The following is a 17,688-nucleotide window of genomic DNA, read 5'->3' on the forward strand; positions in this document are numbered from 1 at the left end:
CATCCCCTAGGGGTACCCGGGTTCGGGGGGTTTACATGGCTACATCCAGGTCTGATGGAGTTCATTGCTTTCCCTAAGGAATGCGTAGATATTGGGCCCGTGGGTTCCGCCTCGTGGCGTCGCCGACGGCGCCGCCCGAGCAGCCGGCGGTGGTTCCGCCGGTCAAGGGGCGGGTGTTCCTCACCACCGTGAAGCCGGCCGACGGATCGGTCGCCAAGGTCTACCGGGTCGGTGACCGCCACGTCGAGGCCGACGTCCTCGCGGGCGGCACCAGGCTGGACACCCTGGTCGGCAAGGGCGGCAAGCCGGCGTACGGGCAGAACAACGGCGTGCACGTGGCCCTCCGGCCGGACGGCACGGTGACCTCGTGGATCGAGGGGTGCGGCCGCGGGCAGCCCGTACACGAAGACGGCCGGTCCCCCCGGGTGGGGGGACCGGCCGTCTTCGTGTGCGGTGCGGGGCCTACTTGGCGCCCGCCGCCTCGTCCTTCACGTCGCCCTGGGCCGGGGCCTCGGCCTCGGACTCGGCCTCGGCCTCGGCCTCGGTTTCGGACTCGGACTCGGACCCGGATTCGGCCGGAGCCGCCGGCTTGGTCTCGGCCTCAGCCGGAGCCTCTGCCTTGGCCTCGGGCTTGGTCTCGGCCTCGGCCGGAGCCTCTGCCTTGGCCTCGGACTCGGGCTCGGTCTTGGCGGCCTCCGGCTCGGCCTCGGCCGGAGCCTCGGCCTTGTCGGCGTCGGCCTTCGTTTCGGAGGTCGGCTCGCTCTTGGCCGCGGCCGCGGCGGTCGGCTCGGCCTCCGGCTTCGCGTCGGCGGCGGCTGCCGGCTTCGCCGCGGCGGCCTCCGCTTCGGCTTCCGCCTCGGCCTTCGCCTTGGCGGCAGCCTCCGCCTCGGCCTTGGCCGCAGCTTCTGCTTCAGCGTCGGCCTTGGCCTTGGCCTTCGCCTCCGCGTCTGCCTTCGCCTTCGCCTTCGCCTTCGCCTTCGCCTCCGCCTCCGCGGCGGCGGCCGCGGCCGCCTCCTCCTCGGCCTGTGCCGCGGCAGCGGCGGCGGCCAGTTCGGCCTCCGTCGGCTCCGGGGCCTTGACCGACTCCAGCAGCAGCTGGGCGACGTCGACGACCTGGACGGATTCCTTCGCCTGGCCGTCGTTCTTCTTGCCGTTCACCGAGTCGGTCAGCATGACCAGGCAGAACGGGCACGCCGTCGAGACGATGTCCGGGTTGAGGGAGAGTGCCTCGTCGACGCGCTCGTTGTTGATGCGCTTGCCGATCCGCTCCTCCATCCACATCCGCGCGCCACCCGCGCCACAGCAGAAGCCGCGCTCCTTGTGGCGGTGCATCTCCTGCTGGCGCAGACCCGGCACGGCCGACATGATCTCGCGCGGCGGCGTGTAGACCTTGTTGTGCCGGCCCAGGTAGCAGGGGTCGTGGTACGTGATCAGGCCGTCGACCGGCGTGACCGGCGTGAGGCGGCCCTCGTCGATCAGGTGCTGGAGCAGCTGCGTGTGGTGGATGACCTCGTACTCGCCGCCCAGCTGCGGGTACTCGTTCGCGATGGTGTTGAAGCAGTGCGGGCAGGTCGAGACGATCCGCTTCGCCGACTTCGGCTTACGGGTCGAAGGGTCTTCGTCGTCCTCGCCGAAGGCCATGTTCAGCATGGCCACGTTCTCCTGGCCCAGCTGCTGGAACAGCGGCTCGTTGCCCAGGCGGCGCGGCGAGTCACCGGTGCACTTCTCGTCGCCGCCCATGATCGCGAACTTGACGCCCGCGATGTTCAGCAGCTCCGCGAAGGCCTTCGTGGTCTTCTTGGCCCGGTCCTCCAGCGCGCCCGCGCAGCCGACCCAGTAGAGGTAGTCGAACTCGGAGAGGTCCTCCGCGTCCTTCCCGATGATCGGGACCTCGAAGTCGACCTCCTTCGTCCACTCCACGCGCTGCTTCTTGGCCAGACCCCAGGGGTTGCCCTTCTTCTCCAGGTTCTTGAGCATCGTGCCCGCCTCCGACGGGAACGCGCTCTCGATCATCACCTGGTAGCGGCGCATGTCGACGATGTGGTCGATGTGCTCGATGTCGACGGGGCACTGCTCCACGCACGCACCGCAGGTGGTGCAGGACCACAGCACGTCCGGGTCGATGACGCCGTTCTCCTCGGCGGTGCCGATGAGCGGGCGCTCGGCCTCCGCCAGCGCGGCGGCCGGGACGTCCTTCAGCTGCTCGGGCGTGGCCTTCTCGTTGCCCTCCATGTCCTTGCCGCCGCCGGCCAGCAGGTACGGGGCCTTGGCGTGCGCGTGGTCGCGCAGGGACATGATGAGGAGCTTCGGGGACAGGGGCTTGCCCGTGTTCCAGGCCGGGCACTGCGACTGGCAGCGGCCGCACTCGGTGCAGGTGGAGAAGTCGAGGATGCCCTTCCAGGAGAACTGCTCGACCTGGGAGACGCCGAAGACGTCGTCCTCGCCCGGCTCCTCGAAGTCGATCTCCTTGCCGCCGCTGGTCATCGGCTGGAGGGCGCCGAGCGCGGTGGCGCCGTCGGCGTTGCGCTTGAACCAGATGTTCGGGAAGGCGAGGAAGCGGTGCCAGGCCACGCCCATGTTGGTGTTGAGGCCGATGGTGATCGCCCAGGTCATGGTGACGCCGAGCTTGACCATCGCGAAGAAGTACACGAGGTTCTGGAGCGTGCCCAGGCTCAGGCCCTTGAACGCCAGGACCAGCGGGTACGAGGCCCAGTACGCCGCGTCGTAGCCCTCCACCTGGTGGATCGCGCCTTCGAGGCCGCGCAGCGCCATGATGCAGACGCCGATGGTGAGGATGACGTACTCGACGAAGTACGCCTGCCACGCCTTCGAGCCGGCGAAGCGCGACTTCCGGCCGGCCTTCGAGGGCAGGTTCATCAGCCGGACCGCGATCAGGACGAGGATGCCCACCGTCGTCGCCAGCGAGATGAACTCGGTGTACATCTCGTACGGCAGCCAGCCGCCGACGATCGGCAGCACCCAGTCGGCCTTGAAGAGCTGGCCGTAGGCGGTGACGATCGTCAGGCCGAGGGTCAGGAAGCCGACCGCGACGAACCAGTGCGCGACGCCGATGACGCCCCAGCGGTTCATGCGCGTGTGACCGACGAACTCCTTGGCCAGGGTGATGCTCCGGGCGGTCGGGTCGTCCGTCCGGCTGCCCGCCGGTACGGGCTGTCCGAGCTTCACGAAGCGGTAGATCTGCGCCACGGCTCGGGCGATCAGCGCGACGCCGACCACGGTCAGGACCAGCGACACGATGATCGCGGCGAGTTGCATGGGGAGGGCTCCTCGGGCGGGACTTACTAAGCGGTAACTTATTGAGTCAAGGCTTGAGGTTACCCAGTTCCCGCGCCGCAATGTAGGTGGGCGAGCGGTGATCTGTGTCGCTCAGGCATGCCTCTGTCGGTAGGCCGCCCGAGGGGTCTGCGCGAGGATCGCGAGATCCATCCCCAGCCAATGGCTCTCCACATAGTGCCGGTCGAGCAGGGCCATCTCCTCCCAGGGGAGGTCGGAGCGTGCGCTGACCTGCCACAATCCGGTCATTCCGGGCCGTACGAGGAGCCGGTCCGGCCGGCTCGCGCGCGCCTCGGGCCGCGGCCCCACCAGCGACATCTCCCCGCGCAGCACGTTCAGCAGCTGCGGCAGCGCGTCCAGGGCGCAGCGGTCCACCAGCTCTCCGGCCCGCCCCGAGTCCTCGGTACGCAGCCGCCAGGTGCGGAACGGCTGCCCGCCGAGGCCGAGGGCCGGGTCCCGTACGAGGACGCCCGTGCGGCGGGTCGCGTAGAGGAGCGCGGCGGCCAGCATTACCGGGACGGCGCACACCGCCAGCAGGACCGCCGCGCCGACGAGGTCGAACACCCGCTTGGCCGGGGGCCTGGCGGGCCACGGCCGGCGCGGCGGCCGCAGGCGGGCCCGGGGCCCCGGCCGGGCGGGGAGCGTGAGCAGCGAAGGCATGCCAGCACCGTGCCGGAAGGCTGCCGCGGCCCCGGCGCGCCGCGCGGCCGCGCGGCGCGGCACGAACCCGTTCGGGTGCGGCTCCGGGCAGGACCGCGCCCGGACTCCGCCCGGACCCGCCTGGACCCCGCCTCGAACCCGGGTCGGGCCGGACTTGCCCGGGGGTGGACGGAGTTGTCCCGGGCTGAGGTGGCTCCGGCGGGGCCACCCCACCTCCCCGCGGAGCGGCTCTTGAGCGTAAGCGGCACCTAAAGGTTGAGCGCCATCGACTCACCTCTGTTGACGCCCGCGCGGCGATACGGCATTCTTGAGTCCGTTGCACTCAAGTCAGCTGGAGGAATTGAAATGGCACGTGCGGTCGGCATCGACCTGGGCACCACTAACTCCGTCGTCAGCGTTCTCGAAGGCGGCGAGCCCACCGTCATCACCAACGCCGAGGGCGCCAGGACCACGCCGTCCGTCGTCGCCTTCGCCAAGAACGGCGAGGTCCTCGTCGGCGAGGTGGCCAAGCGCCAGGCGGTCACGAACGTGGACCGGACCATCCGCTCCGTCAAGCGCCACATGGGCACTGACTGGAAGATCAACCTGGATGGCAAGGACTTCAACCCGCAGCAGATGAGCGCCTTCATCCTGCAGAAGCTGAAGCGCGACGCCGAGGCGTACCTGGGCGAGAAGGTCACGGACGCGGTCATCACCGTCCCGGCGTACTTCAACGACTCCGAGCGCCAGGCGACGAAGGAGGCCGGCGAGATCGCGGGCCTGAACGTCCTGCGCATCGTCAACGAGCCGACGGCCGCCGCCCTGGCCTACGGCCTCGACAAGGACGACCAGACCATTCTCGTCTTCGACCTCGGTGGCGGCACCTTCGACGTGTCGCTGCTGGAGATCGGCGACGGCGTCGTCGAGGTCAAGGCCACCAACGGTGACAACCACCTCGGTGGTGACGACTGGGACCAGCGCGTCGTCGACTACCTGGTGAAGCAGTTCGCCAACGGCCACGGCGTCGACCTGTCCAAGGACAAGATGGCGCTCCAGCGTCTGCGCGAGGCCGCCGAGAAGGCGAAGATCGAGCTGTCCTCCTCCACGGAGACCACGATCAACCTGCCGTACATCACGGCCTCCGCCGAGGGCCCGCTGCACCTGGACGAGAAGCTCACGCGCTCGCAGTTCCAGCAGCTCACCGCGGACCTGCTCGACCGCTGCAAGACCCCGTTCCACAACGTCATCAAGGACGCGGGCATCAACCTGTCCGAGATCGACCACGTGGTCCTGGTCGGCGGCTCCACCCGCATGCCGGCCGTCGCCGAGCTCGTCAAGGAGCTCACCGGCGGTCAGGACGCCAACAAGGGCGTCAACCCGGACGAGGTCGTCGCCATCGGCGCCACCCTCCAGGCCGGTGTGCTCAAGGGTGAGGTCAAGGACGTCCTGCTCCTCGACGTGACCCCGCTGTCCCTCGGCATCGAGACCAAGGGCGGCATCATGACCAAGCTCATCGAGCGCAACACCACGATCCCGACCAAGCGGTCCGAGATCTTCACGACGGCCGAGGACAACCAGCCGTCGGTGCAGATCCAGGTCTACCAGGGCGAGCGCGAGATCGCGGCGTACAACAAGAAGCTCGGCATGTTCGAGCTGACCGGCCTGCCGCCGGCCCCGCGTGGCGTCCCGCAGATCGAGGTCTCCTTCGACATCGACGCGAACGGCATCATGCACGTCACGGCCAAGGACCTCGGCACGGGCAAGGAGCAGAAGATGACCGTCACCGGCGGCTCTTCGCTCGGCAAGGACGAGGTCGACCGCATGCGCCAGGAGGCGGAGCAGTACGCGGACGAGGACCTGCGCCGCAAGGAGGCCGCCGAGTCCCGCAACCAGGGTGAGCAGCTCGTCTACCAGACGGAGAAGTTCCTCTCGGAGAACGCGGACAAGGTCCCCGGTGACGTCAAGACCGAGGTCGAGACGGCCATCACCGAGCTGAAGGAGAAGCTGAAGGGCGACGACGCGGCCGAGATCCGCACGTCGACCGAGAAGCTCGCCGCGATCAGCCAGAAGCTGGGCCAGGCCATCTACGCCGACGCCCAGGCCGCGCAGGCCGCCGGCGGCCCCGCCGGTGACGCCGGCCAGGCCAAGGCCGACGACGACGTCGTCGACGCCGAGATCGTCGACGACGAGAAGCCGAAGGGCGGCGCTGCCTGATGTCGGAGGAGACCCCGGGCTTCGACGAGAAGCCCGAAGTCCCCGCCGACGGCACGTCCGAAGACGCCGCCGAGCCGAAGGCCGCCGCCTCCGACAAGGAGGAGGCCGCGGCCCCGGCCGGGGACTCCGCAGCAGCAGACGTGGCTCTGCTGGCGCAGCTGGACCAGGCCCGTACCGCGCTCAACGAGCGCACCGCGGACCTCCAGCGGCTCCAGGCGGAGTACCAGAACTACCGTCGCCGTGTGGAGCGGGACCGGATCGCCGTCAAGGAGATCGCGGTCGCGTCCCTCCTGACGGAGCTCCTGCCGACCCTGGACGACATCGGCCGGGCGCGCGAGCACGGCGAACTGGTCGGCGGCTTCAAGTCGGTGGCCGAGTCGCTGGAGACCGCGGCGGCCAAGATGGGCCTGCAGCAGTTCGGCAAGGAGGGCGAGCCCTTCGACCCGACCATCCACGAGGCCCTGATGCACTCGTACGCGCCGGACGTCACGGAGGACACCTGCGTGGCGATCCTCCAGCCGGGGTACCGGATCGGCGAGCGTACGATCCGTCCCGCGCGGGTCGCGGTGGCCGAGCCCCAGCCGGGCGCGGCACCCGCCGCCAAGTCCGAGTCGGCGGAGGGCGAAGAGCCGTCCGACAAGGACACGGATGCCCCCGAAAAGGGCTGACGCACCACATGTAGGGATCCGAGAGGAGGGCCACCGGGGATGAGCACGAAGGACTTCGTCGAGAAGGACTACTACAAGGTCCTCGGTGTCCCGAAGGACGCCACCGAGGCAGAGATCAAGAAGGCGTACCGGAAGCTCGCCCGCGAGTTCCACCCGGACGCCAACAAGGGCGACGCCTCGGCCGAGGAGCGCTTCAAGGAGATCTCCGAGGCGAACGACATCCTCGGTGACGCCAAGAAGCGCAAGGAGTACGACGAGGCCCGCGCGCTGTTCGGCAACGGTGGCTTCCGCCCCGGTCCGGGCGGCGGCGGTGGCTCCTTCAACTTCGACCTGGGCGACCTCTTCGGGGGCGCCCAGGGCGGCGGAGCGGGAGGTGCCGGCGGCTTCGGCGGCGGCCTCGGCGACGTCTTCGGCGGCCTGTTCAACCGCGGCGCCGGCCCGGGTGCGGGGACCCGCACCCAGCCGCGCCGCGGCCAGGACATCGAGTCCGAGGTGACGCTCTCCTTCACCGAGGCGGTGGACGGCGCGACCGTCCCGCTGCGGATGTCCTCGCAGGCCCCCTGCAAGGCCTGTTCCGGCACCGGCGACAAGAACGGCACCCCCCGGGTGTGCCCGACCTGCGTCGGCACGGGCCAGGTGTCGCGGGGCAGCGGCGGCGGCTTCTCGCTGACCGATCCCTGCGCGGACTGCAAGGGCCGCGGTCTGATCGCGGAGACCCCCTGTGACGTCTGCAAGGGCAGCGGGCGCGCCCGCAGCTCGCGGACCATGCAGGTCCGGATCCCGGCGGGCGTCTCCGACGGCCAGCGGATCCGGCTGCGCGGCAAGGGCGCGCCGGGCGAGCGCGGCGGCCCCGCGGGCGACCTCTACGTGGTGGTGCACGTGGACGGCCACCCGGTGTTCGGCCGCAAGGGCGACAACCTCACGGTGACGGTCCCGGTGACCTTCACGGAGGCCGCCCTGGGCGCCGACATCAAGGTGCCCACCCTCAACGGGCCCGCGGTCACGCTGAAACTCCCCCCCGGCACCCCCGGCGGACGTACGATGCGGGCCCGCGGCAAGGGAGCGGTCCGCAAGGACGGCACCCGCGGCGACCTGCTCGTCACGGTGGAGGTGGCGGTTCCGACGGAGCTGTCCGACAAGGCCCGCGAGGCCCTGGAGATGTACCGCGACGCGACGGGTGCCGAGGATCCGCGCGCCCTGCTGTTCGAGTCCGCGAAGGGAGCATGACATGGACGGCCACCGACGACAGCCCCGTTTCGGCAACGGTGCCTACCAGCTCACCGATGAGACCCCGGTCTACGTGATCTCGGTGGCCGCCCAGCTCTCGGGCCTGCATCCGCAGACCCTGCGGCAGTACGACCGGCTCGGTCTGGTCTCCCCGGACCGGACGGCCGGCCGCGGCCGGCGCTACTCCGCCCGGGACATCGAACTGCTCCGCACGGTGCAGCAGCTGTCCCAGGACGAGGGCATCAACCTGGCGGGCATCAAGCGGATCATCGAACTGGAGAACCAGGTGGCCGCGCTCCAGCAGCGCGTCGCCGAGCTGTCCACCGCCGTGGACGGGGCGGCCGCCGCCCTCCAGGCCCGCGAGGCACAGGTGCACGCCTCGTACCGGCGCGACCTGGTCCCGTACCAGCCGCCGCAGCCGGGCAGTGCCCTCGTCGTCTGGCGCCCCAAGCGCCCGTTGGACTGACCGCGGCCCGGCCGGCCCGCCGTACGGCCGTACGCGCACGAAGGCCCCGCCCGGGATTCCCGGGCGGGGCCTTCGCGTACCGGCGGCCGTGGGCGGCCCTGTACGGCCCTCTCAGGCCTCCGGAAGGTCCGGGGGGCCTTCGGTGTGCAGGATGCCCGACTGGGCGATCAGGAAGCCGAGCTGGGCCCTGCTGCCGCTGCCCAGGGCGGTGGCCAGCCGGGCGATGTGCGCCCGGCAGGTCCGTACGTTCATTCCGAGCCGGCGCGCGATGGCCTCGTCCACGTGTCCCTCGACCAGCAGCTGGGCGATGGACCGCTGGACGCCCGAGATCCCGTCGGGGGTGTGCGTGTAGGTGATCTCGTCGTTGAGCGGGACGGCGCGCCGCCACAGCTGCTCGAAGACCTTGATCAGGTATTCGACGAGCCCGGGGTGGCGCAGCTCCAGCGCCACCCGGCGGTCGTCGCTGACCGGGATGAAGGCCACGGTCCGGTCGAAGATGATCAGCCGTTCGATCAGCTCCTCCAGGGTACGGATCTCCACCTTGCCCGCGGAGATCCGGTCCACGTAGGCGAGCGTGCCCTGGCTGTGCCGCGCGGTGTGCTGGTACAGCGTTCTTATGCTGATGCCGCGGTCGATCAGCGGAGCGTCCCGTTCCAGGGCCTGGGTGAGGGCCAGGGAGGGCCGGGCGCCGCCCGGCTGGACCGTGAGCACCTCCGTATGACATTCGGCCGTCGCCAGATCCAGCGCCGCGTTGATCCGTTCGAATCCTTCCAGCACGGTGATGGCGTGCGTGTCCGCGGGGCTCTGCGCACTGATGGCGAGGAACGGCTCGAAAGCATCGGTGAGATCTACAGCGGTGCGACGACGGTCCTGGATCTCGCGTTCAATCGGATGCAGCCGTTGCGCCAGTGCAACGGATGGGGGAACCGGACGGAGCTGGTTGGCGTCATCGGGGTCGGGCTGCAGGAGGGCGAATTCGAGCAGGCAGGGAGCCTGTTTGACCTCGCTCCGCGCGATCCGGCCGGTGCTGAGCGCCGCCGCGTACAGCCGCGTTCCCTCGGGGCACAGGGCCGTGACGGAGTGGGGATGTGTCGGGTTTGTCGCACTATTGGGCAAATCTCCACCCCCCAGGGTCCTGAACATGCAAGAACATGATGCATCGTCCCTGTGGCATTGACGTGCCTGAATGAGCCATCGTCTGTCAGGCGGGGGAGAGGATTCCATCAAGTGAGGACGAAGCCGACCATGTATAAGAGAATGCTTCGCTCGGCGCTTGCCGTTGGTTTCTCCGCTGTTGCGGTGTTTGGGACAGTCAGTGCTGTCGGGAGTGGCGTGGGGAGCGCTCCGGCCGGCGACACGGGCTGGACGACCAGCGGCGCGATATCCAAGTCGGACACGGGGTGGACCGCCACCCCCGCCGGCTTCGACACGGGCTGGACCGCGACCCCCGCCGACATCGACACCGGCTGGACCGCGACCCCCGCCGGCACCGACACCGGCTGGACCGCCACCCCGGCGGACGCCGAGGACAACGGCAAGTTCGACACCGGCTGGACCGCTCTTCCTGCGATGGACGTCTGATGACCCCCGACGACCGCGACTTCCGACGTGAGATGGCTTCCGCCTACCGGTCCGGCTGGCAGTTCATCGACCTCGCGACCGCCATCCCCTACGCGGGCGACTCGCTGATGGTCACCCTCTTCGGCCAGCCCATCGTCGTCGTGCGCGAGGAGGACGAGGACGTCCGCGCCTACCGCTGTCTGCGCCGCCCCCGGGGCGCACCGCAGCCCGTCCGCTGCGAGGTGCGGTACGGCATGGTCTTCGTCAATCTCGATCAGCGGGACCACCAGCTCTTCGAACCCGATATCACCACCGCCACCCCCCGCAGTGCCTGAGGCGATTCCCCCGTCGTTGCAGATCGCCCCAGGTGCTACCCCCACACAACGGCGCCATCGTGGACCTGACCACGATGGCGCCGTTGTGATGTCCGCGTCCAGTGGTTGAACCGGACAATCACATGGGGATCCGCTGAGAACGCCCGCCGGACCCGGCGGGCGGCCCCGTGCGTCAGGCCCGGCCCATCGCCCGGTCCAGGGTGATCTCCAGGACCACGCGGTCGGGGTTGGGCGAGGGCGTCCGCCCGTACCGCTCCGCGTAGCGCGCCACCGCGTCGGCGACCGACGCCTCGTCCGTACGGACCACCGCGCGCCCCTCCAGAGTGGCCCAGCGCCGGCCCTCCATCTGGCACACCGCGACCCGCGCCGTGCCGTCGGGCGAGGTCAGGACGTTGCGCACCTTCTTGCTGTGCCTGTTGCTGATCACCCGGGCCAGCCCCGCCTCCGGGTCGTACGTCACGCCCACCGGCACCACGTGCGGCGTGCCGTCGGGCCGCGGGGTGGTCAGGGTGCAGACGTGCCGCTCCCGCCAGAAGGCGAGGTATTCGGGCGTCGGATCGAATACGTCATGGGACATGCGCCGAAGCGTACGTAACTCGCCTTGAGTGGAATAGACTCAACTTTGCAGACGCTGAAGCTGTCAGAGTTACGCAGTGCGGTGCACCGTGCACGGCACACCCCCGCAGGAGAGGAGAGCCACAGAGTGGAAGCCGAGCTGACGAACAAGAGCCGCGACGCCCTGAACGCGGCCACCAGCAGGGCCGTCAAGGACGGCCACGCCGACCTGACCCCCGCCCACCTGCTGCTGGCGCTCCTCGCCGGCGAGGACAACGAGAACGTCACCGACCTGCTCGCCGCGTCCGAGGCCGACCAGGCCGCCGTCCGCTCCGGCGCCGAGCGGCTGCTCGCCGCCCTGCCCAGCGTCACGGGCTCCACCGTCGCGCCCCCGCAGCCCACCCGCGAGCTGCTCGCCGTACTCGCCGAGGCCGACGCCGAGGCGGGCAGGCTCGGCGACGACTACCTCTCCACCGAACACCTCCTCATCGGGACCGCCGCCAAGGGCGGGGCCGCCGGTGAGGTCCTTTCCGCACAGGGCGCGACGGCGAAGAAGTTGCTGGCCGCCTTCGAGAACGCACGAGGAGGGCGGCGGGTGACCACCCCCGATCCCGAAGGCCAGTACAAGGCCCTGGAGAAGTTCGGCACGGACTTCACGGCGGCCGCCCGCGAGGGCAAGCTCGACCCCGTCATCGGCCGTGATCACGAGATCCGCCGCGTTGTCCAGGTCCTTTCGCGCCGAACCAAGAACAACCCGGTGCTGATCGGCGAGCCCGGCGTCGGAAAGACCGCCGTCGTCGAGGGCCTCGCCCAGCGGATCGTCAAGGGCGACGTCCCCGAATCGCTGAAGAACAAGCGGCTGGTCTCCCTCGACCTCGGGGCGATGGTCGCCGGCGCGAAGTACCGCGGCGAGTTCGAGGAGCGCCTCAAGACCGTCCTGGCGGAGATCAAGTCGAGCGACGGCCAGATCATCACCTTCATCGACGAGCTCCACACCGTCGTCGGCGCGGGCGCCGGCGGGGACTCCGCCATGGACGCGGGCAACATGCTCAAGCCCATGCTGGCCCGCGGCGAGCTGCGGATGGTCGGCGCGACCACCCTGGACGAGTACCGCGAGCGCATCGAGAAGGACCCGGCGCTGGAGCGCCGCTTCCAGCAGGTGCTGGTCGCCGAGCCGTCCGTCGAGGACACCATCGCGATCCTGCGCGGTCTCAAGGGCCGCTACGAGGCCCACCACAAGGTGGTCATCAACGACAGCGCCCTCGTCGCCGCCGCCACCCTCTCCGACCGCTACATCACCTCCCGGTTCCTGCCCGACAAGGCCATCGACCTCGTCGACGAGGCCGCGTCCCGGCTGCGCATGGAGATCGACTCCTCGCCGCTGGAGATCGACGAGCTGCAGCGCTCCGTCGACCGGCTGCGGATGGAGGAGCTGGCGCTGCGGAACGAGTCCGACCCGGCCTCGATCGAGCGCCTGGAGAAGATCCGCAAGGACCTGGCGGACAAGGAGGAGGAGCTGCGCGGCCTGACCGCCCGCTGGGAGAAGGAGAAGCAGTCCCTCAACCGGGTGGGCGAGCTCAAGGAGCGCCTGGACGACCTGCGCGGCCAAGCCGAGCGCGCCCAGCGCGACGGGGACTTCGACACCGCCTCCAAGCTGCTCTACGGGGAGATCCCGACGCTGGAGCGCGAGCTGGCCGAGGCCACCGAGGCCGAGGCGGAGGCCTCCAAGGGCACCATGGTCAAGGACGAGGTCGGCCCGGACGACATCGCCGACGTGGTCGGCGCCTGGACCGGCATCCCGGCCGGCCGGCTGCTGGAGGGCGAGACCCAGAAGCTGCTGCGCATGGAGGAGGAGCTGGGCCGCCGCCTGATCGGCCAGGGCGAGGCCGTACGGGCCGTCTCGGACGCGGTGCGCCGCACCCGCGCCGGCATCGCCGACCCGGACCGCCCCACCGGCTCGTTCCTCTTCCTGGGCCCCACGGGCGTGGGCAAGACCGAGCTGGCCAAGGCCCTCGCGGACTTCCTCTTCGACGACGAGCGGGCCATGGTCCGCATCGACATGTCCGAGTACTCCGAGAAGCACAGCGTGGCCCGCCTCGTCGGCGCCCCGCCCGGCTACGTCGGCTACGAGGAGGGCGGCCAGCTCACCGAGGCCGTCCGCCGCCGCCCCTACAGCGTGGTCCTGCTCGACGAGGTGGAGAAGGCCCACCCGGAGGTCTTCGACATCCTGCTCCAGGTCCTCGACGACGGCCGCCTCACCGACGGCCAGGGCCGCACGGTGGACTTCCGCAACACCATCCTGATCCTGACCTCCAACCTCGGCAGCCAGTTCCTGGTGGACCCGGCGACCTCCGCCGAGGACAAGAAGGCCCGGGTCCTGGACGTGGTGCGGGCGAGCTTCAAGCCCGAGTTCCTCAACCGGCTCGACGACCTGGTGGTCTTCTCCGCCCTCACCCGCGACGAGCTCGCCCACATCGCCGAGCTCCAGATCGACCGCCTCGCACAGCGCCTCGCGGCGCGCCGGCTCACCCTGGAGGTCACGCCCGAGGCCCTGGCCTGGCTGGCGGACGAGGGCAACGACCCGGCGTACGGCGCCCGCCCCCTGCGCCGCCTGATCCAGACGGCGGTCGGCGACCGCCTCGCCAAGGAGATCCTCTCCGGCGAGGTCAAGGACGGCGACACCGTCCGCGTCGACGTGGCCGGCGACGGCCTGCTGGTCGGCAAGGCCCTGTAGCCGCCGGACACGCCCGTTTCGCGCCCGTTTCCCGCTCCGCCCACCGCCGCGGTGTCCGCCCGGAGCGGATCGGGCGTGCGGGGGTGGACACGGGGTGGGACGGATGGGGGAGGATGGCTGTATCCGCACGAAGGGAAGTACACGGTGAGCATCGACCCGGCCTCGATTCCGAACTTCGGGGGTCAGCCCGAACCGCAGGCCACAGGACCGGCGGGCCCCGTCGTCCCCGACCAGGATCTGGTCAAGCAGCTCCTGGAGCAGATGGAGCTCAAGTACGTCGTCGACGACGAGGGTGACCTCGCGGCGCCGTGGGAGGACTTCCGGACGTACTTCATGTTCCGCGGCGAAGGCGAGCAGCAGGTCTTCTCCGTCCGGACCTTCTACGACCGTCCGCACGCGATCGACGACAAGCCGCAGCTGCTCGAATCGATCGACGACTGGAACCGTCGCACCCTGTGGCCCAAGGTCTACAGCCACACGCACGACGACGGCTCGGTCCGTCTGATCGGTGAGGCGCAGATGCTGATCGGCACCGGCGTCAGCCTGGAGCACTTCGTGTCCTCCACGGTCAGCTGGGTCCGCGCGTCGATCGAGTTCGACAAGTGGCTCATCGAGCAGCTCGGCCTCGAAAAGGAGGTCGACTCCGCGGAGGGCGACGACAAGACCGAAGGCGACGAGGACAACTAGTCGCCGACGGCCCTCACGGAGGTATCCGCGCCACCAGGAGCAGGTACACCCCGTAGCCGTACGAGAGCCCGGCCAGGCAGGCGGTCACCGCGACCGCCGTGCGCGGCCGGGCTCTCGCCATGACGGCGGCCAGCGGCAGCAGCAGCGGGAACGCGGGCAGCAGGAACCGCGGCTTCGACTCGAAGAACCCCGCCCCGCCGAAGGTGATCAGCAGCAGGGTCCCGGTGTACGCGAGGAGCGGCAGCGGGGCCCGTTCCAGGAGCAGGGCCCCCGCGAGCAGGCCCGCCGCGGCCAGGACGGCCACCGTCACCGTGGTGGCGAGCGGGGTGTGCCCGCCGGTCAGCACCTTCTCCACCGAGCCCAGCGCTCCCGCTCCGAAGTCGAAGCGCGAGCCCCACTGCCGCTGCACGGTGAAGTAGCCGAACGGGTCGTGCCGGCGGACCCCGACGGCCAGGACGTACGCCGCCCAGCCCGCCGGCGCCAGCAGCCCGGCCGCCCACACCGCGGGCGCGCGCCGGTCCCGCACGGCCAGCTCCCGTACGGCCGCCGCCGTCACGGCGGCGGCCACCGCGATCCCGGTGGGCCGGGTCAGTCCGGCCAGCACCGCCAGGGCCGCCGCCCCCGCCCAGCGCCCGCGCAGCAGGCAGTCCAGGGCCCAGGCGGCGAGGGCGGCGAGCAGCGCCTCGGTGTAGCCGAGGGTCAGCACCACGGAATGCGGCAGCGCCGCCCACAGACCGACGAGCAGCACCCCGCCCCTGGGGGTCCCGAGGAGCCGCTCCCCGACCCGGTACACGCCCACGGCGGCCACGGCGGCGGCCGTCCAGGACACGGCGAGCCCGGCGAGCGCGGTGCCGCCGGCGAGGCGTACCAGGGCGGGGTAGAGCGGGAAGAAGGCGTAGTCGCTCTGGACGGAGCCGGAGGCCCACATCTGGGTCCGGCCGTAGCCGTGGGCGGCGATGCCGAGGTACCAGACGGAGTCCCAGGAGGCGCCGAGCACCCGTACCGGGTCCCGGCCGGCCCACCAGGATCCGGCGGCCACCACCAGCACCCCGGCCCCGCGTACGGCGGCGAACACCCCGAGCGCGACGAGGGCCGTCGGGGCCGTGGTCTGCCGTACCCGCGGCCGCAGGGCCACCAGCGTCATGTTCCGCCCGGCTTTCCCGTACCCACGGCAGTACGCTCGTCCGATGATGCGAACCGCGGGCACTTTCAAGGTCGTCAGTTTCACTCCGGCGTCGCTCGTACCGGAACCGGCGGTGGAGACCGCGCTCCCGGTCGGCGTCGCCACGCTGGAGAAACACTACGAGGGCGAGGGCCTCGAAGGCCGTTCGGCCACGCTCTTCACCGCGGCGTTCGACCAGGCCGCGGGGATCGGCACGTACGTCGCGATGGAGTCCTTCGAGGGATCCCTCGAAGGCCGGTCGGGCGCCTTCAACTTCGTCCACTCGGCGACCACGGACGGCGGTCCGCACCGGGGCACCGACCACTTCCTGATCGTCCCGGGCAGCGGCACGGCCGCCCTCGCCGGCATCACCGGTTCGGGCGGCCTGCTCGTCGAGGAGGACGGCACCCACCGCGTCTGGTTCGAGTACCGGCTCCCGGGACTGCCGGGCGAGGCCTAGTCCCGGGGCGCGGTCAGAGCTGCCGCAGGCGGTTGACGGCCTCCTGGAGGACATCGGTCCGCTTGCAGAACGCCCAGCGGACCTGGGTGGCGCCGGCGGACTTGTCGTCGTAGAAGACCTGGTTCGGGATGGCGACCACGCCGCAGCGGGCGGGGAGGGCGCGGCAGAAGGCGAGCCCGTCCTTCTCGCCGAGCGGTGAGACGTCGGTGGTGATGAAGTACGTGCCCTGCGGGCGGAAGACCTCGAACCCGGCGTCGGCGAGGCCGTCGGCGAGGAGGTCGCGCTTGGCGGCGAGGTCGGCGCGGAAGCCGTCGTAGTAGGAGTCGGGGAGGGCGAGGGCCTCGGCGACGGCGTACTGGAAGGGCCCCGAGGAGACGTACGTCAGGAACTGCTTCGCGGAGCGGACGGCCGAGACCAGGGCGGGCGGGGCGGTGATCCAGCCGACCTTCCAGCCCGTGAAGGAGAAGGTCTTGCCGGCCGAGGAGATGGTGACGGTGCGTTCGCGCATGCCGGGGAACGAGGCCAGCGGGGTGTGGCCGCCCTCGAAGACCAGGTGTTCGTAGACCTCGTCCGTGACGACGAGGAGGTCCCGTTCGACGGCGAGTTCGGCGATCGCGGCCAGTTCGGCGGGGGTCAGGACGGTGCCCGTCGGGTTGTGCGGGGTGTTCAGCAGGAGCAGCCGGGTGCGCGGGGTGACGGCGTCGCGCAGGGCGTCCAGGTCGGGGCGGAAGTCCGGGGCGCGCAGGGTGAGCGGGACGCGGACGGCCCCGGCCATGGCGATGCAGGCGGCGTAGGAGTCGTAGAACGGTTCGAGGGCGATGACCTCGTCGCCGGGTTCCAGGAGGGCGAGGAGGGCGGCGGCGATGGCCTCGGTGGCTCCGGCGGTGACGAGCACCTCGGTGTCCGGGTCGTACCCGAGCCCGTAGAAGCGCTGCTGGTGGGCGGCGATCGCCGTGCGGAGCTCGGGGACGCCCGGACCGGGCGGGTACTGGTTGCCGCGGCCGTCGCGGATCGCGCGGACGGCGGCCTCGGCGATCTCGGCGGGGCCGTCGGTGTCGGGGAACCCCTGGCCCAGGTTGATCGATCCCGTGCTGGAGGCCAGCGCCGACATCTCCGCGAAGATCGTCGTGCCGAAGGCGGCCAGCCGGCGGTTGAGGAACGGGCGGTTGCTGCTGCTCGCGGGTGCGCTCATGGCCGTCATCCTGAGGGGAAGCTCTGGAGTTGCTCAAGTGTGCTTTGGCCGCGTTGGCCTGGGGGCATCCCCCCTGCACACCGGGACGAGGGGATCCCGGGCCCCGGGGGACCGGGTGTCAGAGAGGGGGCGGGACATGATCCTTCCCGTGCTGATCGTCGTGGCCGTGGTGGGCGGCATCGTCCTGATCAAGAAGCTCTTCGGTGGTGGTGGTTCCGGCGGCAGCGGCAGCGGGGGCGGTTCCGGCGGCTGGTGGGCGGGCAGCGGCGGGGGCTCCTCCTGCGGCTCGTCCTCGTCGTGCGGCTCCTCGTCCTCCTGCGGTTCGTCGTCCTCGTGCGGGTCGTCCTGCGGTGGCGGAGGGTGCGGGTCCAGCTGACACTGGGAGAGGCCTGCCGGGGCCGCGTGAACAGGTGCTCCGGTGGGGACAACTTCCCTGGTACGTCTTCTTGTTCGGACCCGCGCTACGGCGTACGGGCGGCATGTTGTTGAACACGT

At 70.8% G+C, this 17,688-nt stretch carries 15 protein-coding genes and 1 pseudogene; 10 read left to right on the forward strand and 6 right to left on the reverse strand.

The annotated features are described in order from the left end of the window. Nucleotides 1-1,059 precede the first annotated feature (1,059 nt). Nucleotides 1,060-3,276, reverse strand: a pseudogene (locus SLAV_RS20115) ((Fe-S)-binding protein); the annotation flags it as partial. A gap of 111 nt (nucleotides 3,277-3,387) precedes the next feature. Further along, nucleotides 3,388-3,954 carry a sugar transferase gene (locus SLAV_RS20120; RefSeq protein ID WP_051840644.1) on the reverse strand — a complete coding sequence of 189 codons (567 nt, stop codon included), beginning with the start codon at nucleotides 3,952-3,954 and terminating at the stop codon, nucleotides 3,388-3,390. Between the two features lie 345 nt (nucleotides 3,955-4,299). Between SLAV_RS20120 and dnaK the strand changes: the two genes are divergently transcribed. From dnaK to SLAV_RS20140, 4 genes are read left to right on the forward strand one after another with little or no spacing between them, the layout of a single operon-like run. Continuing rightward, nucleotides 4,300-6,147 (forward strand): molecular chaperone DnaK, encoded by a 1,848-nt coding sequence (gene dnaK / locus SLAV_RS20125; protein WP_030228723.1) that lies wholly within the window; start codon nucleotides 4,300-4,302, stop codon nucleotides 6,145-6,147. After that, on the forward strand, nucleotides 6,147-6,815 hold the full coding sequence (gene grpE, locus SLAV_RS20130; protein ID WP_030228720.1) for a nucleotide exchange factor GrpE: 669 nt from the start codon (nucleotides 6,147-6,149) through the stop codon (nucleotides 6,813-6,815). The genes dnaK and grpE overlap by 1 nt, the downstream gene beginning before the upstream one ends. A gap of 39 nt (nucleotides 6,816-6,854) precedes the next feature. Further along, nucleotides 6,855-8,042: a molecular chaperone DnaJ gene (gene dnaJ / locus SLAV_RS20135; protein WP_030228717.1), complete on the forward strand. Its 1,188-nt coding sequence runs from the start codon at nucleotides 6,855-6,857 to the stop codon at nucleotides 8,040-8,042. 1 nt (nucleotide 8,043) lies between these two features. Next, entirely contained in the window at nucleotides 8,044-8,508 is a 465-nt protein-coding gene (locus SLAV_RS20140) for a heat shock protein transcriptional repressor HspR (protein ID WP_030228715.1), read from the forward strand. Between the two features lie 111 nt (nucleotides 8,509-8,619). Here SLAV_RS20140 and SLAV_RS20145 read toward each other — a convergent pair whose 3' ends face one another. After that, nucleotides 8,620-9,651 (reverse strand): helix-turn-helix domain-containing protein, encoded by a 1,032-nt coding sequence (locus SLAV_RS20145; RefSeq protein ID WP_030228713.1) that lies wholly within the window; start codon nucleotides 9,649-9,651, stop codon nucleotides 8,620-8,622. 189 nt (nucleotides 9,652-9,840) lie between these two features. Here SLAV_RS20145 and SLAV_RS20150 point away from each other — a divergent pair, with 189 nt between their 5' ends. Together SLAV_RS20150 and SLAV_RS20155 are read left to right on the forward strand one after the other, a co-directional pair. After that, on the forward strand, nucleotides 9,841-10,089 hold the full coding sequence (locus tag SLAV_RS20150; RefSeq protein WP_030228711.1) for a hypothetical protein: 249 nt from the start codon (nucleotides 9,841-9,843) through the stop codon (nucleotides 10,087-10,089). Beyond that, nucleotides 10,089-10,403, forward strand: a complete 315-nt coding sequence (locus tag SLAV_RS20155) for a Rieske (2Fe-2S) protein (protein ID WP_030228709.1) — start codon at nucleotides 10,089-10,091, stop codon at nucleotides 10,401-10,403. Before SLAV_RS20150 ends, SLAV_RS20155 begins: the two co-directional genes overlap by 1 nt. A 172-nt stretch (nucleotides 10,404-10,575) precedes the next feature. On the opposite strand, the gene SLAV_RS20160 is transcribed toward SLAV_RS20155, so the two are convergent. Continuing rightward, nucleotides 10,576-10,980 (reverse strand): pyridoxamine 5'-phosphate oxidase family protein, encoded by a 405-nt coding sequence (locus tag SLAV_RS20160; protein WP_030228705.1) that lies wholly within the window; start codon nucleotides 10,978-10,980, stop codon nucleotides 10,576-10,578. Between the two features lie 126 nt (nucleotides 10,981-11,106). Between SLAV_RS20160 and clpB the strand changes: the two genes are divergently transcribed. Both clpB and SLAV_RS20170 read left to right on the forward strand, forming a co-directional pair. Further along, nucleotides 11,107-13,692 (forward strand): ATP-dependent chaperone ClpB, encoded by a 2,586-nt coding sequence (gene clpB / locus SLAV_RS20165; protein WP_030228702.1) that lies wholly within the window; start codon nucleotides 11,107-11,109, stop codon nucleotides 13,690-13,692. Between the two features lie 144 nt (nucleotides 13,693-13,836). Next, complete coding sequence (locus SLAV_RS20170) at nucleotides 13,837-14,379, forward strand: type III secretion system chaperone family protein (RefSeq protein WP_030228699.1); 543 nt, start codon at nucleotides 13,837-13,839, stop codon at nucleotides 14,377-14,379. A 13-nt stretch (nucleotides 14,380-14,392) separates the two neighbouring features. On the opposite strand, the gene SLAV_RS20175 is transcribed toward SLAV_RS20170, so the two are convergent. Next, complete coding sequence (locus SLAV_RS20175; RefSeq protein WP_030228697.1) at nucleotides 14,393-15,523, reverse strand: membrane protein; 1,131 nt, start codon at nucleotides 15,521-15,523, stop codon at nucleotides 14,393-14,395. A 46-nt stretch (nucleotides 15,524-15,569) separates the two neighbouring features. On the opposite strand from SLAV_RS20175, the gene SLAV_RS20180 reads away from it, so the two are divergent. Then, the gene (locus SLAV_RS20180) at nucleotides 15,570-16,001 is read left to right on the forward strand and encodes a DUF3224 domain-containing protein (protein WP_030228694.1); all 432 of its coding nucleotides are present in this window, start codon (nucleotides 15,570-15,572) and stop codon (nucleotides 15,999-16,001) included. A 13-nt stretch (nucleotides 16,002-16,014) separates the two neighbouring features. Here the strand turns inward: SLAV_RS20180 and SLAV_RS20185 are convergent, their stop codons facing one another. Beyond that, nucleotides 16,015-17,202 carry a pyridoxal phosphate-dependent aminotransferase gene (locus tag SLAV_RS20185; RefSeq protein ID WP_030228691.1) on the reverse strand — a complete coding sequence of 396 codons (1,188 nt, stop codon included), beginning with the start codon at nucleotides 17,200-17,202 and terminating at the stop codon, nucleotides 16,015-16,017. 127 nt (nucleotides 17,203-17,329) lie between these two features. Here SLAV_RS20185 and SLAV_RS20190 point away from each other — a divergent pair, with 127 nt between their 5' ends. Further along, nucleotides 17,330-17,569 (forward strand): hypothetical protein, encoded by a 240-nt coding sequence (locus tag SLAV_RS20190; RefSeq protein ID WP_078950241.1) that lies wholly within the window; start codon nucleotides 17,330-17,332, stop codon nucleotides 17,567-17,569. The last annotated feature ends 119 nt before the right edge of the window (nucleotides 17,570-17,688 follow it).

The sequence above is a fragment of the Streptomyces lavendulae subsp. lavendulae genome (genome assembly GCF_002803845.1).
GTDB lineage: Bacteria > Actinomycetota > Actinomycetes > Streptomycetales > Streptomycetaceae > Streptomyces > Streptomyces lavendulae.